The organism is Pseudosulfitobacter sp. SM2401 (assembly GCF_042932805.1).
Taxonomy (GTDB): domain Bacteria; phylum Pseudomonadota; class Alphaproteobacteria; order Rhodobacterales; family Rhodobacteraceae; genus Ascidiaceihabitans.
In genome coordinates, this window is sequence record NZ_CP170633.1 from 2,313,978 (window position 1) to 2,326,684 (window position 12,707).

General features: G+C 57.1%; 14 protein-coding genes. 9 read left to right on the forward strand and 5 right to left on the reverse strand.

What is annotated here, in order from left to right; translation table 11 throughout:
- Nucleotides 1–100: 100 nt before the first annotated feature.
- Complete coding sequence (locus ACFIO0_RS11450) at nt 101–2,140, forward strand: hypothetical protein (RefSeq protein ID WP_390910527.1); 2,040 nt, start codon at nt 101–103, stop codon at nt 2,138–2,140.
- A 247-nt stretch (nt 2,141–2,387) separates the two neighbouring features.
- Nucleotides 2,388–3,650, forward strand: coding sequence for an MFS transporter (locus ACFIO0_RS11455; protein WP_390910528.1), 1,263 nt, complete (start codon nt 2,388–2,390; stop codon nt 3,648–3,650).
- 5 nt (nt 3,651–3,655) lie between these two features.
- Here the strand turns inward: ACFIO0_RS11455 and ACFIO0_RS11460 are convergent, their stop codons facing one another.
- Together ACFIO0_RS11460 and ACFIO0_RS11465 are read right to left on the reverse strand one after the other, a co-directional pair.
- Nucleotides 3,656–3,877 carry a DUF2842 domain-containing protein gene (locus tag ACFIO0_RS11460; protein ID WP_390910529.1) on the reverse strand — a complete coding sequence of 74 codons (222 nt, stop codon included), beginning with the start codon at nt 3,875–3,877 and terminating at the stop codon, nt 3,656–3,658.
- Nucleotides 3,877–5,172, reverse strand: a complete 1,296-nt coding sequence (locus ACFIO0_RS11465; RefSeq protein ID WP_390910530.1) for an adenylosuccinate synthase — start codon at nt 5,170–5,172, stop codon at nt 3,877–3,879. The genes ACFIO0_RS11460 and ACFIO0_RS11465 overlap by 1 nt, the downstream gene beginning before the upstream one ends.
- 217 nt (nt 5,173–5,389) lie before the next feature.
- Between ACFIO0_RS11465 and ACFIO0_RS11470 the strand changes: the two genes are divergently transcribed.
- Entirely contained in the window at nt 5,390–5,785 is a 396-nt protein-coding gene (locus ACFIO0_RS11470; RefSeq protein ID WP_390910531.1) for a DUF6524 family protein, read from the forward strand.
- A gap of 1 nt (nt 5,786) precedes the next feature.
- Here ACFIO0_RS11470 and ACFIO0_RS11475 read toward each other — a convergent pair whose 3' ends face one another.
- Genes ACFIO0_RS11475 through nthA form a run of 3 tightly spaced genes read right to left on the reverse strand, consistent with a single transcriptional unit; the run spans nt 5,787 to nt 7,377 of the window.
- The gene (locus ACFIO0_RS11475; protein WP_390910532.1) at nt 5,787–6,095 is read right to left on the reverse strand and encodes a nitrile hydratase accessory protein; all 309 of its coding nucleotides are present in this window, start codon (nt 6,093–6,095) and stop codon (nt 5,787–5,789) included.
- A complete protein-coding gene (gene nthB, locus ACFIO0_RS11480; protein ID WP_390910533.1) occupies nt 6,092–6,772 on the reverse strand; it encodes a nitrile hydratase subunit beta in 681 nt (226 codons plus the stop codon). The genes ACFIO0_RS11475 and nthB overlap by 4 nt, the downstream gene beginning before the upstream one ends.
- Complete coding sequence (gene nthA, locus ACFIO0_RS11485; RefSeq protein WP_390910534.1) at nt 6,769–7,377, reverse strand: nitrile hydratase subunit alpha; 609 nt, start codon at nt 7,375–7,377, stop codon at nt 6,769–6,771. The genes nthB and nthA overlap by 4 nt, the downstream gene beginning before the upstream one ends.
- A gap of 129 nt (nt 7,378–7,506) precedes the next feature.
- Here nthA and secG point away from each other — a divergent pair, with 129 nt between their 5' ends.
- The 6 genes from secG to ACFIO0_RS11515 all read left to right on the forward strand — a co-directional run bounded on the left by secG (nt 7,507) and on the right by ACFIO0_RS11515 (nt 12,666).
- Nucleotides 7,507–7,875 carry a preprotein translocase subunit SecG gene (gene secG, locus ACFIO0_RS11490; protein ID WP_390915328.1) on the forward strand — a complete coding sequence of 123 codons (369 nt, stop codon included), beginning with the start codon at nt 7,507–7,509 and terminating at the stop codon, nt 7,873–7,875.
- Between the two features lie 188 nt (nt 7,876–8,063).
- On the forward strand, nt 8,064–9,710 hold the full coding sequence (locus tag ACFIO0_RS11495) for a CTP synthase (RefSeq protein ID WP_390910535.1): 1,647 nt from the start codon (nt 8,064–8,066) through the stop codon (nt 9,708–9,710).
- Between the two features lie 82 nt (nt 9,711–9,792).
- Entirely contained in the window at nt 9,793–10,872 is a 1,080-nt protein-coding gene (locus ACFIO0_RS11500; protein WP_390910536.1) for an SMP-30/gluconolactonase/LRE family protein, read from the forward strand.
- A 42-nt stretch (nt 10,873–10,914) separates the two neighbouring features.
- A complete protein-coding gene (gene rlmJ, locus ACFIO0_RS11505) occupies nt 10,915–11,688 on the forward strand; it encodes a 23S rRNA (adenine(2030)-N(6))-methyltransferase RlmJ (protein ID WP_390910537.1) in 774 nt (257 codons plus the stop codon).
- Between the two features lie 11 nt (nt 11,689–11,699).
- Entirely contained in the window at nt 11,700–11,996 is a 297-nt protein-coding gene (locus ACFIO0_RS11510; protein ID WP_390910538.1) for a DUF1330 domain-containing protein, read from the forward strand.
- A 94-nt stretch (nt 11,997–12,090) separates the two neighbouring features.
- Nucleotides 12,091–12,666 (forward strand): hypothetical protein, encoded by a 576-nt coding sequence (locus ACFIO0_RS11515; protein WP_390910539.1) that lies wholly within the window; start codon nt 12,091–12,093, stop codon nt 12,664–12,666.
- The last annotated feature ends 41 nt before the right edge of the window (nt 12,667–12,707 follow it).

Here is a 12,707-nt window from a genome sequence, read left to right on the forward strand (position 1 = left end):
CGCCCCAAAATGATACCGTTATTGGCACAGATTCGGGCCGCTTTTGCCCGTCCTAACAAGGTAAACGAATGACTGCACCACCGCAGAGGACGAGCATCCTATGAAGAGTAACAGTAAAATTTTGACAGTATCCTACGGCACGTTCTCGTGCACGTTGGAAGGATTCGATAATTCATTCGGCGCGATGAAGGCAATTGCAGAGTATTTCCGCAACCTGTCCGCCGAAGATCGCTATTTCGGGGCAGAACCCCCGCAACCAGATACAGAAATGCTGCAACGCATTGCAGAGCGCGAGATTTCGCGCCGCGTAGAAGCACGCCATCACGAAGGTCAGATATTTCTGAGCGCAACCGACACCAACGGCGCAGCATCCAGCGACACAAAGGCTGAAGATACAGCCAAAGATGCCGCAGACGTTGCCGCCGCCGGGCGCGCAGAAGCCAAACGCCAAGCTGATGCCGAACGTGAAGCGCAGGCCGAAATGGACCGTGTTCAAGCCAAAGCCGCAGCAAAAGCAGAGGCTGATGCAAAAGCAACGGCCAAAGCCGAAGCCGAAGCTGCAGCCCAAGCCGAGGCTGACGCCGACGCCGCGCGCATCATTCAAGCCGCTCAAGCTGCGGAAGATGAAGCTGCCGAGGCATCAGAGCCCGTCGAGATCGCAGATCCGGACCTTTCCGCCTTGATCGCGCACGCCGAAGCCACAGACACCACGCGCACTCCGCGTGATCTGGCCGCTGAATTGCCGCAAGCCGAGGCATTCTTTGCCGGTGAGCCGCAAGCCGACGCCGCCGAAGTTGAGGACGCACCCGCAGCTGCAAATGACAGCATCGCGGCAAAACTTGACCGTATCCGTGCCGTCGTATCCCAAGCCGAAGGCGTTGCAGACGACGACGACGGTTACAGCGAAGACGAACACGCTGAAGATCATGTCGTTCAGGTCGCAGAAACCGCGCAACCCGATGACGCCCAAGACGACGATAATGTTGCAGAGACCGCATTGGCCGACATCCAAGCCGCCCTCGCGGCGGACGACGAAACCCAAGACGATGCACCAGTTGTTGCCGTTGAAGACGACGATGATGACGTCGCATCAATCCTCGCGTCTTTGGAAGACGACGATGACGATGCAGACCAAAGTGATGTGTCCCCCGCCGCGAACTTGTTCGAGGACGCGGAAGATGCGGATGTTGAAATCGCCAAGCTGGACATCCCTGAGGTGCCGCAAGACGCGCCGCGCCGCATGGCCCGTGTTATCAAAGTCAAACGCGCAGACCTTGAAGCCGCAATTGCGCAAGGCGATCTAGAAGAAGTCGACGATGAAGATGGTGATATTGCCAGTTCACTGTCCGACGATGACGAAGCAGAATTGATCCGCGAATTGGCCGAAGTAAGTGCTGAAATCAAACCCGAAATCGACCTTGGCGATCTATCCGCCCACGCCTTGCCGGGGATCGAAGCGTTGCAATCGATTGACGAAAACACTGGCGATGACGTGTCGCGTTTGATGGCCCAGGCTGACGAACACATGGACGAAGAAGAAGGCGCACAGCGTCGTGACGCTTTCGCCCATCTGCGCGCTGCAGTTGCGGCCAAAAAGGCTGACACAGGCTTGGGTGAAGTCGATGCAGAAAAGGAAGAAGTTGCCTATCGTGACGACTTGGCGACTGCTGTAAAACCACGCCGCCCGTCGGCCGAAGCAAGTCGCGTCGCACGCCCTGATGCACCTGCCCGCCCAGCGCCGTTGAAACTGGTTGCAGAGCAGCGGGTTGATTCCTCAAACGCCGCCACAAGTGGTCCAGTACGACCGCGCCGTGTGGCCGCCACCCAAGAGGCAGAACAGTCCGTCGATGATGCAGGCAGCTTTGCCGAATTCGCGGACGACATGGGGGCCAGCAACCTGTCCGATCTGCTTGAGGCCGCTGCCGCATACATGTCGTTTGTTGAAGGCCGCGAACAATTCTCGCGCCCGCAACTGATGACCAAAGTGCGGCAGGTTGAAAAGGACGATTTCAGCCGCGAAGACGGGCTACGCTCGTTCGGTAAATTGCTGCGCGCTGGCAAAATCGAAAAGCTGAAAGGTGGCCGCTTTGCTGTCACAGGCGACATCGGTTTTCGCCCTGATGCGCGCGCTGCCGGCTAACGTATCTTAAGCACAAAAACAATGGGCGACGTCTGCAAGGGCGTCGCCTTTTTCGTTTTCTGGTCAGCAATAATTTCCGCGAGAACCCGACCCAAGCCATTGATTGATTAACCAAATGGCACGTCACAGCGTCTCAGCCGTGTTTCGTCCAAAATGGCACCGCCCCCGTATCAACATCCGAATTTTCGCCTTGACCTCAACCATGCTTGAGGCCCCATCTGTGGTTCCAACCCAAAGGAGCACACCGATGTCCAATCCTGCTTTTACCAGATTTGTTGCTGCGTCTGGCCTGACGAACCTTGCGGACGGCATCGCGACGGTGGCTTGGGCGTGGATGGCATCGTTGTTAACACGCGATCCGTTGCTGATTGCGCTTATGCCGGTTGCATTGCGCCTGCCGTGGTTCGTGTTCGCTTTGCCTGCCGGAATTGTGACCGACCGCATGGATCGACGGCGGTTGATTTTGGCGATGGATGTTGCGCGCGCGTTGGCGTTCGGGGCAGCAGCCTTGGCGATCGCGCTGTCGTTGCCGCTTGCACCACCATCTGATGCGGGTCTTGCGCAGCCGTGGTTGTTTTACGCGCTGATGTTCACCGCCCTTGGCGCAGGCACGGCCGAAGTGTTCCGCGACAATGCCGCCCAAACGATGCTGCCAAGTTTGGTCGATCGCAGCCAACTGGAGGGGGCAAATGGGCGCCTTTGGAGCGTCGAACTGATCGGTAATTCCCTTGTCGGGCCCGCCTTGGGTGCGTTTTTGATCGCCAGCTTTGCCCCCGCACCGTTTGGCCTAAATGCGCTTAGTTATGCCATCGCGATTGTGCTGGTATATCGTCTGAGCGGGTCATTCAAACCGGAGCAAGCGGCGGTATCAAATTGGCGCGTAGAGTTAAAAGAAGGCTTTGATTTCCTGCGATCAGAGCCATTGTTACGCGCGCTTGCTTGGATCACCGGCGCGTGGAATCTGCTGTTTCAGATGAGCGCAATTGCGTTGATTTTGCACGTGCAGGAAAACCTTGGCCTTGGGGCCACGGCCTACGGTGCATTGCTGGCAGCCGGTGCGTTCGGCGGGATCGCAGCCGGGCTGGTCAGCGAAAAAATCATCGCCGCTATCGGGCCAAAACGTACCGCCCAGCTGGCGTTGTCTGTGTCCGCCCCGTGTTTTTTAGCGATGGCTTATGCGCCAAATTGGTGGGCGCTCGCTTCTACAGTTTTGATCTTTGAGTTTGCAGGGCTGATCTGGAACACGGTTTCGGTATCCTATCGGCAACGGACTATTCCGGACGCGTTGTTGGGACGGGTCAACAGCCTGTACCGGATGCTGGCGTGGGGTTTGATCCCCGTCGGGCTTGTGCTGTCAGGATTGGTCGTGCGGTTCGCGGAACCGATTATCGGACGCGCGGATGCGCTAAGTTTGCCGTTTTTGGTCGCCTCGGCCGGGGCTGTGGTGCTCGGCGTGTTGGGCTGGCGCGCGATTGGGCGCGGTTTCAACACGACAGGTTCATCGCGCTGATCCCATCAGTCGCGCTGATCAGGGTCCGCTTGGCCAATGCCCTTAAAGATGAACTTGAACGGAATAGCCCAAACGATGCCCAAGCCCACATAAATCAGGATTTCCACCCAGAACGCAGGACGGTCAAACAGGGTAACCACCCAGACGGCGACACCGATGTAGAGCGGCAAACCGATGAGCAAAATCACCAGTGACCAGCGACGCCGCGCTTTGTACGACAGGGCCATCAGTCGGCAAACGGGTCGGTGACAAGGATCGTGTCTTCGCGCTCTGGCGAGGTGGAAACCATGGCGACGGGGCAGTCGATCAGTTCTTCGATGCGGCGCACATACTTGATTGCGCCTGCAGGCAAGTCGGCCCAAGACCGCGCGCCTTCGGTGCTTTCGGACCAGCCGGGCATTTCCTCATAAACTGGTGTGCAACGCGCCTGCTGATCTGCCGCGGTTGGCAAATAATCCAGTGGTTCGCCGTCCAGCATGTAGCCTGTGCAGATTTTTAGCGTCTCGAAACCATCCAAAACATCCAGCTTTGTCAACGAGATACCAGTCACACCCGATGTCGCGCAGGTTTGACGTACGAGGCAGGCGTCGAACCAACCGCAGCGACGCTTGCGCCCTGTTGTGGTTCCGAATTCATGACCGCGTTCGCCCATCATTTGGCCATCTGCGTCTTCTAGCTCTGTTGGAAACGGGCCTTCGCCGACGCGGGTTGTGTAGGCTTTGACGATGCCCAGAACGTAGTCGATTGAGGTCGGGCCAAGGCCAACGCCGGTTGCCGCCTGCCCCGCGATCACGTTGGACGAGGTCACAAACGGGTAGGTTCCAAAGTCGATATCGAGCAATGCGCCTTGCGCGCCTTCAAACAAAATGCGTTTGCCAGCTTTGCGTTTCTCGGACAGAACTTTCCAAACCGGTGCGGCGTATTCAAGGATCGCCGGTGCGATTTCACGCAGTTTGGCGACCAAAGCATCGCGGTCGATGGCCTCGATTCCCAAGCCTTTGCGCAACGGATCGTGGTGTTGCAAAGCGCGATCAACGCGGGATTCCAGCGTCGCCAAGTCTGCCAGATCAGCTACGCGAATAGCGCGACGTCCGACTTTGTCTTCGTAGCACGGGCCGATGCCGCGACCCGTCGTGCCGATTTTTGTACCCTTGGAAGATGCCTCTTCGCGGGCGCGATCCAGCTCGCCGTGGATCGGCAGGATCAGCGGCGTGTTTTCCGCAATCATCAGCGTTTCAGGGCTGATCGTCACGTCTTGGGCACGCAGAATTTCGATTTCGTTCAACAAGTGCCACGGGTCCAGCACCACGCCGTTGCCGATAACCGACAGTTTGCCACCGCGCACAACGCCGGACGGCAGCGCGTGCAATTTGTAAACTTTGCCATCAATGACCAGCGTGTGCCCGGCATTATGACCGCCTTGGAAACGCGCAATCACATCCGCGCGCTCAGAGAGCCAGTCGACAATTTTGCCTTTTCCTTCGTCACCCCATTGAGCGCCGACAACAACAACATTGGCCATGAACTGGTCCTCTTCTCATTTCAAAGTTTAGGTCACCTTTTCAGGCAAACCCGTATCCCTATAGCCAGCGACCCGCGCGGGCGAAACCCGATTCGTGCGTTGAGGCCACAAACATTGCGTGCGTATCGTCGCAGGTGGCGGATATGCCCTGTTGTGCTGGACATTTTAGGGCGCTGTTAGGATGTTGCGTGCAACATTGATTTGCCGGAGATCGTTCATGAGTTTCATTTTACGCTGGGTGGCCGCATTTATTTTGCTCGCCGCGACGTACAACCCGACGCCGTACAACTACGTCAAATGGGTGCTGGGGCCACAGGGCGACTCGCTTTCTTTGATGGTTTTGGCCGGATTGTTGCTGCTGATCGGATACATCATCTATCTGCGCGCCACATTACGGTCGATCGGCGGCATTGGCGTCATTTTGGTGTTGGCGCTGGTCGGCGCACTGTTGTGGGTGCTGTATGACATGGGCCTGCTGGATTTGCAGAACTCTAGCCTGAACACGTGGCTGGGCCTTTTGGCGCTGTCTGTGGTCTTGGGTATCGGCCTAAGCTGGAGCCATGTGCGCCGCGCCCTGTCTGGTCAAGCAGACATGGATGACGTCGATCAATAGATCAGAGTGAAACGGGGGCTCCATGCGGCGTGCTTAGGTACGCCTGCGCCCACGCATCGCGCGTTTTGTTGACGTCATCCGTAGGTGCGCTGCCGGTTTCGGCCAGATAAGTTTCCAACGTGTCCAACCACGCAGTGAAATAATCATCGCCGCCGTTCAGATCTTTGCTTAGCCCGTGGCGCTTTAACGTGGCACCAAATCGTGTCGCCCAATCGGACCATGCGAAATGCCCCGCTTCGTTCAAATGCACTGTCAAAGCAAAAACTTGCGCGTGCCACGGGGCCTCGAATACCGGTTCTGGCGCGTTCATGTCACGGCGTCCAGATAGCTTTGCCAAAGATCAAGGATCACCTCGTCTTTGGGGTGCTCGGGCTGGGCCCACAGTTCACTTGCGGGGATCGCAACGGCGTACAGCGGCTCGCTGCCTTCGCCCAAACGATGCGCACTGCTGTCGGGCAAAACATGCATGCCATGGATCATCACGATCCGCCCTTTGGCACCTGCGGCGTAGGTCGGCAACCGTGTGTGCCCGCCGTCAACCATTTGGTTTGCCGCAATTTTTCGGGTTTGAACGGCTTGTCCAACCTCAAATTTGACTGCCACGTCGCTTGGCCGGTCAGCAGGGCCACCGGCGGCCAACATGGATGCCACGTTTTCAGGTTTCAGCGCCTTGGGGGCCAAATCGCTGGTCCCGTCGCCTTGAACAGATGCCAGTTCATCGCGCGTCACAATCCCATTGTCGACGCAAAGGGCTGCGGCCCCGGCCAGCCATTTTTCGTAATACGACATGGCCGCATAATCCTGTGGCGCAAGGCATTCACGCGCATGGCGGCTGATGTCGATGTTCCATTGCCCCCACGCACCGGTGGACAGAACCAAGGCCAGCGCACGCGCGTGCCAGTCTTCGTGAAAAACCGGATCACTTTCGGGCTCAGGAACAACTGCACCGTCGCCAAAGCGCCCGCCCATGTCGTGCACGCGGCTCATGGCGCGATCGCCAATCCGGTGCCAATCATGCTGTCGCGGGTGATCAGGGCCATCAATCCGGCCTCGTCCATTCCGTCTGTGCCAGCAGGGCGTTGCGGGATCACCAGATAGCGGACTTCGGCGGTCGAATCCCAAACACGCACGGCTGTACCCGCTGGCAGTTCAACCCCGAAGTCGGCCAAAACCTTGCGCGGCTCACGCACAGATCGCGCACGATACGCATCAGATTTGTACCATGTTGGCGGGATGCCCAGCAGCGGCCACGGGTAGCAACTGCACAACGTACACACGATCATGTTGTGCACGTCGTCCGTGTTTTCCACTGCAACCATGTGCTCGCCTTGGCGCCCGTAATACCCAAGTTCGGACACAACAGCCGTCGCATCCGCCAGCAATGCGGCCTTAAAATCAGGGTCCATCCACGCCTTTGCAACCACATGCGCACCATTGCGCGGGCCGATCTTGGTCTCGTAGATGTCGATAATTTCATCCAGCGCCGCCGGATCAACCAACCCTTTTTGCGTCAAAATTGTCTCTAGGGCTTTGACGCGCAAGGCGGGCTCGGGCGGCAAAAGGGAGTGCGGATGTTCATGATCATGGGGCATGGCGCGATCATGACAAAGGCTGCGCGAATGTCTAGATCGATTTCGCACATCCGCGCTCTTGCCCCGCGCACCAAACTTGCATAGATACCCCGCGAAGCGCTCATGCCCGCCCCAAGCCTGCAGGTCCCAATGGAACAAGTCGTAATTACCGTCCACCTTCTCCTCGCTCTGGGGCTGATCGCAGTTGTGCTGATGCAGCGCTCCGAAGGGGGCGGCCTTGGTATTGGCGGCGGCGGTGGCGGCGCCAACAGCGGACGCCCACCGGCAACCGCCCTAGGCAAAGTCACGTGGGTGCTGGCGACAGCGTTCATCATCACCTCGATCTGGCTGACAATTATTGCCGCACAAAAATCCGCCGGAACGTCCGTTCTGGACCGTGTTGGCGGCGGATCATCCAGTGCGTCGCAGCCTGCGGATCCAGCATTGCCTGGCCCGGCGGACAGCCTGTTGCCACCGACGGCGGACGAAAACGCGCCTTTGGTGCCATCTGCCGACTAGACTTCTCTCTTGAGGCCCAGAACTTGAGGTAAGCCAGAATTTCGCAACATCATGTTGCGTCTGGCTTGCCAAACCCACCCGAATCCCAGTAGACTTAAATCCCGTGATGCTGCGAGTTTCGTGTGAAATTCGGCTGGCAAAACTGGTGGTCTGTTGACCCCATTTTTATCGACGGGAGACTCCATTCTATGGCGCGCTATATCTTTATCACCGGTGGCGTTGTGTCGTCTTTGGGCAAGGGCCTTGCCTCGGCGGCGTTGGGTGCATTGCTGCAAGCGCGTGGGTTTTCGGTGCGTCTGCGCAAACTTGATCCCTACCTGAATGTCGATCCCGGAACGATGTCCCCGTTTGAACATGGCGAAGTGTTCGTGACCGATGACGGGGCCGAAACCGACCTTGATCTGGGCCACTACGAACGGTTCACTGGCGTGCCTGCGCGCAACACGGATTCTGTCAGCTCGGGGCGCATTTATTCCAACGTTTTGGAAAAAGAACGCCGTGGCGATTATCTGGGCAAGACCATTCAGGTCGTCCCGCATGTCACCAACGAAATCAAAGATTTCTTGCACGTCGGCGAAGACGAAGTTGACTTTATGCTGTGCGAAATCGGCGGCACGGTTGGCGACATCGAAGGCTTGCCGTTCTTTGAGGCGATCCGCCAGTTCAACCACGATTTGCCCCGCGGTCAGTCGATTTTCATGCACCTGACGTTGCTGCCGTATCTGGCCGCCTCGGGCGAGCTGAAAACCAAACCGACCCAACACTCGGTCAAAGAATTGCAATCGATCGGCATCGCGCCTGACATTCTGGTGTGCCGCTCTGAACATCCAATTCCCGAAAAAGAGCGCGAGAAAATCGCCCTGTTTTGCAACGTGCGCAAGGAGGCGGTTGTGGCGGCCTACGATCTGGAAACGATCTATGATGCGCCGTTGGCCTATCACGCGCAGGGTCTGGATCAAGCGGTCTTGGACGCCTTCCAAATTTCGCCCGCGCCCAAGCCTGATCTGACCGTCTGGAACGACGTGTCTGACCGCGTGAACAACCCCGAAGGTGCAGTGAATGTTGCCATCGTCGGCAAATACACCCAGCTCGAAGACGCTTACAAATCCATCAAAGAGGCGCTGACCCACGGCGGCATGGCCAACCGGGTCAAGGTCAACGTAAAGTGGGTCGATGCCGAAGTTTTTGACAGCGCCGATGATGTCGCCCCTGCCCTCGAAGGGTTCCATGCAATCCTCGTGCCCGGCGGATTTGGCGAACGCGGCACCGAAGGTAAAATCAAGGCCGCGCAATTTGCCCGCGAACGCGGTGTTCCCTACCTTGGCATCTGTTTGGGCATGCAAATGGCCGTCATCGAGGCGGCGCGCAATGTCGCTGGTATCACCGCTGCCGGTTCTGAAGAATTTGACCACGAGGCGGGCAAGAAGCGTTTTGAACCCGTCGTTTACCACCTGAAAGAATGGGTGCAGGGCAACGCCAAAGTCAGCCGCAAAGTTGGCGATGACAAAGGCGGCACTATGCGGTTGGGTGCCTATGACGCGACGCTGACCAAGGGCACCAAAGTCGCCGAAGTCTATGGCACAACGTCAATCGACGAACGCCACCGCCACCGCTACGAGGTCGACATCAAGTACCGCAAACAGCTTGAGGATGCGGGCCTGTGTTTCTCGGGCATGTCGCCTGACGGATCATTGCCCGAAATCGTCGAGTGGCCGGATCATCCGTGGTTTATCGGCGTGCAGTTCCACCCCGAATTAAAATCGAAACCATTTGATCCGCACCCGTTGTTCAAGGATTTCGTACGCGCGGCCAAGGAAAACTCGCGTCTCGTGTAATCGAGGCATTCAAACAACGTGCAATTGCAGACAAACTGGCTAAGCTGACCTTATTCAACGCGACTATTGAGTGAGGTCACAAATGCTACGAAAAACCTTTAAACTGCTCCGCTTGGGTGTGGTTCTGCTGGTCGCTTACCTTATTTTTTGGCCGGTCCAGATTGCGCCCGTGGCATGGGAGGCACCGCCCAGCAAAGGCTACACCGGTGACTATTTCCCGAACACCGCGTTAAAATCCATCGAACGGATTGATCTGAACGGTGAAACGGGTCCCGAGGACGCCGCCGAAGGCCCTGATGGCCGTATCTTTATGGCGTCGCACGGCGGCAAAATTCTGGCCTATGATCCCGTCAAGGGCACCACCTCTGAATTTGCGGATACCGGCGGGCTGCCCTTGGGGATTTCTGCCCTGACTGATGGCACAATTGTCGTGGCCGATGCGGCCAAGGGGCTGTTGTCGATCACCCCGAGCGGCGTTGTGTCCGTCCTGACCGACACCGCACCTGACGGCACCGCGATTAATTACGCCGATGATCTAGACATCGCGCCGGACGGGTCGATCTACTTCACCGATGCTTCAACCAAATTTGGCGCTGTGGCATTTGGCGGCACGTTCCCTGCGTCATTCCTCGATTTGATGGAACATGGCGGTCATGGTCGCGTGCTGAAATTTGATCCGGCAACGGGGCAAACCAGCCTTGTGATGGACGGGCTGAACTTTGCAAACGGGCTGGCGATAAATGCTGCGGGCACACATTTTCTGCTGGTGGAAACCGGTGAATATTCGATCACACGGGTGGCGCTGGATGGCTCTGATCCGACTACAATCGTTGAAAACACCCCCTGCTTTCCAGACAATATCGCACGCGCCCAAGACGGGACATTCTGGTTTGGCTGCGTAAGCCCGCGTTCCGAGGATGCCGACAACATGTCGACAAAGCCGTTCCTGCGCAAATTGGTGATGCGCCTGCCCGCGTCCATGCGCCCAGAGGCCACGCGTTACGGGTTGGTTGTGCACATCGATGAAATCGGCAAGGTATTGGAAACATTACAAGATCCCACTGGCGGCTTTGCATATACCACAGGCCTAATCGAGGCACGCGACGGGACACGCTACATCACCAGCCTGCGCGAGCCGAACCTTGGGAAACTGGCGCCGTAATTACACATTGCGCGCAGGTGCGATTTGCCGCCATATCGAACAATGCTGAGTTATCAACACATTTATCACGCCGGAAATCTGGCTGACGTTCACAAACACGCCCTGCTTGCGTGGATGCTGCGCTATCTGACGGCCAAGGACAAACCGCTGACCTACATCGAAACCCATGCCGGGCGCGCGGTCTATGATTTGCAGGACGAATATGCGTTAAAAACTGGCGAAGCGGCCCAAGGTATTGCCCGTTTGGAAGGTAAGTTTGCAGATCATCCTTACGGCGAAACGTTGCAGCAAACCAAAGCCGAGAACGGTGAAACCGCTTATCCCGGATCGCCTATGATTGCCGCGCAATTGTTGCGTGCCACGGACAAAATCCATCTGGCAGAACTGCATCCAGCCGAACATGCGGCCCTTGATTTCGCCATGTCGCCCTACCCTGTGACCTGCCATTTGACGGACGGGTTTGGCATGGCCCATTCGCTAATTCCGCCGACACCGCGACGTGGCATGATGCTGATTGACCCCAGCTATGAGATCAAAACCGACTACGAAACCATCCCGCGGGACATCCGAAAATATGCGCGCGCGTGGAACGTCGGGATCATCGCGCTGTGGTATCCGATTTTGACCAATTTCGCGCATTCGGACATGATCAAAACGCTGTCAGACGATCACCCTGATGCCCTGCGCCACGAGGTCAGATTTGATCCAGCCCGCCCCGGTCACGGCATGGTTGGGTCAGGGATGTTTATTCTGAACCCGCCCTACGGCGCTGATGCCGAAGCCAAAAGAATTACCAACATTTACAAAGACCTGTGAAAGGAATTGCCATGACTGCCAAAGGATATTGGATCGCCCATAACGTCGTACATGACGCCGAGGCTTATGATAAATACCGCGCTGCCAATGCAGCAACTTTGGCCGAATACGGTGCCAAATTTCTAGTGCGTGGCGGAACGCAGGAATTGCGCGAAGGCGCGTGGAACAACCGCACCGTCGTGATCGAATTCGCCAGCTACGCAGACGCGCTCGCGTGTTACGAAAGCAAAGGATATCAAGCGGCCAAAGCCTTGCGCGACGCGGTGGCAGACGGCAATTTGATAATTGTTGAAGGCTACGAGGGCTAAATGTGCTAGCTTCGTCGTTATGAAGCGATTTTTATTGGTAATTTTAGCATTTTCCCCGCAAATTTTATGGGCCTGTGACACACCCGTTTGTCAGGTGGATCCCAACAGTTTGGCGCTGACCCAGATCATCACATTTGAGGATCAGCAAGCGAATATGGGTCCTGGCCGGTTGTTGAACGATTTGCTGGTGTTGCCGGGGGCGGTTTTTGCCGAACGGTTTCATGGTCAAACGCTGGCATTCAGCGGCAATCATGATCTGGTTCACGGACCGGCCAACGCCCCCCTGACCCCGTTGGCGGGGCAACCGGGACAGACGATGTCACTGGTGATGATGGGTCAAAACCGCATGCTAAACGGCTACGGCCCGGCTGCATTTCCACGTCGGGAAGGACAAGGCGAAGGCGCTATTTCTGTGCTGTTTGACGCAGATCAGCCAGCCCTCGCTTTTGATCTGCGCGGCGGCGAAGGTGGGTTGGCTCAGGTGCAGTTTTTGCGGCGTGACGGCAGCATTATTGTTCAGCTTTCGGTGCAAAAGGTCAGCGAGTATGCCGTTGGTTTCGAACGCAAAGATGGTGTGCCGGACATTGCGGGTTTTGTGCTGATGAATGTTGATCCTCAGGGCCTTGCCATCGACAATCTCCGTTTTGGACCGCCTGCACAGCTGAGTTGACGCAAGGGGCGTGCATTTTCGCTTTGGCGCATGCGTTAACT

Coding starts and splice junctions, on each gene's coding strand:
- ACFIO0_RS11470 (WP_390910531.1), top strand. CDS start 5,390: ATGAGTTTCATTTTACGCTGGGTGGCCGCATTTATTTTGCTCGCCGCG.
- ACFIO0_RS11500 (WP_390910536.1), top strand. CDS start 9,793: ATGCTACGAAAAACCTTTAAACTGCTCCGCTTGGGTGTGGTTCTGCTG.
- rlmJ (WP_390910537.1), top strand. CDS start 10,915: ATGCTGAGTTATCAACACATTTATCACGCCGGAAATCTGGCTGACGTT.
- secG (WP_390915328.1), top strand. CDS start 7,507: ATGGAACAAGTCGTAATTACCGTCCACCTTCTCCTCGCTCTGGGGCTG.
- ACFIO0_RS11465 (WP_390910530.1), bottom strand. CDS start 5,172: ATGGCCAATGTTGTTGTTGTCGGCGCTCAATGGGGTGACGAAGGAAAA.
- ACFIO0_RS11460 (WP_390910529.1), bottom strand. CDS start 3,877: ATGGCCCTGTCGTACAAAGCGCGGCGTCGCTGGTCACTGGTGATTTTG.
- ACFIO0_RS11475 (WP_390910532.1), bottom strand. CDS start 6,095: ATGAACGCGCCAGAACCGGTATTCGAGGCCCCGTGGCACGCGCAAGTT.
- nthB (WP_390910533.1), bottom strand. CDS start 6,772: ATGAGCCGCGTGCACGACATGGGCGGGCGCTTTGGCGACGGTGCAGTT.
- ACFIO0_RS11495 (WP_390910535.1), top strand. CDS start 8,064: ATGGCGCGCTATATCTTTATCACCGGTGGCGTTGTGTCGTCTTTGGGC.
- ACFIO0_RS11510 (WP_390910538.1), top strand. CDS start 11,700: ATGACTGCCAAAGGATATTGGATCGCCCATAACGTCGTACATGACGCC.
- ACFIO0_RS11455 (WP_390910528.1), top strand. CDS start 2,388: ATGTCCAATCCTGCTTTTACCAGATTTGTTGCTGCGTCTGGCCTGACG.
- ACFIO0_RS11450 (WP_390910527.1), top strand. CDS start 101: ATGAAGAGTAACAGTAAAATTTTGACAGTATCCTACGGCACGTTCTCG.
- nthA (WP_390910534.1), bottom strand. CDS start 7,377: ATGCCCCATGATCATGAACATCCGCACTCCCTTTTGCCGCCCGAGCCC.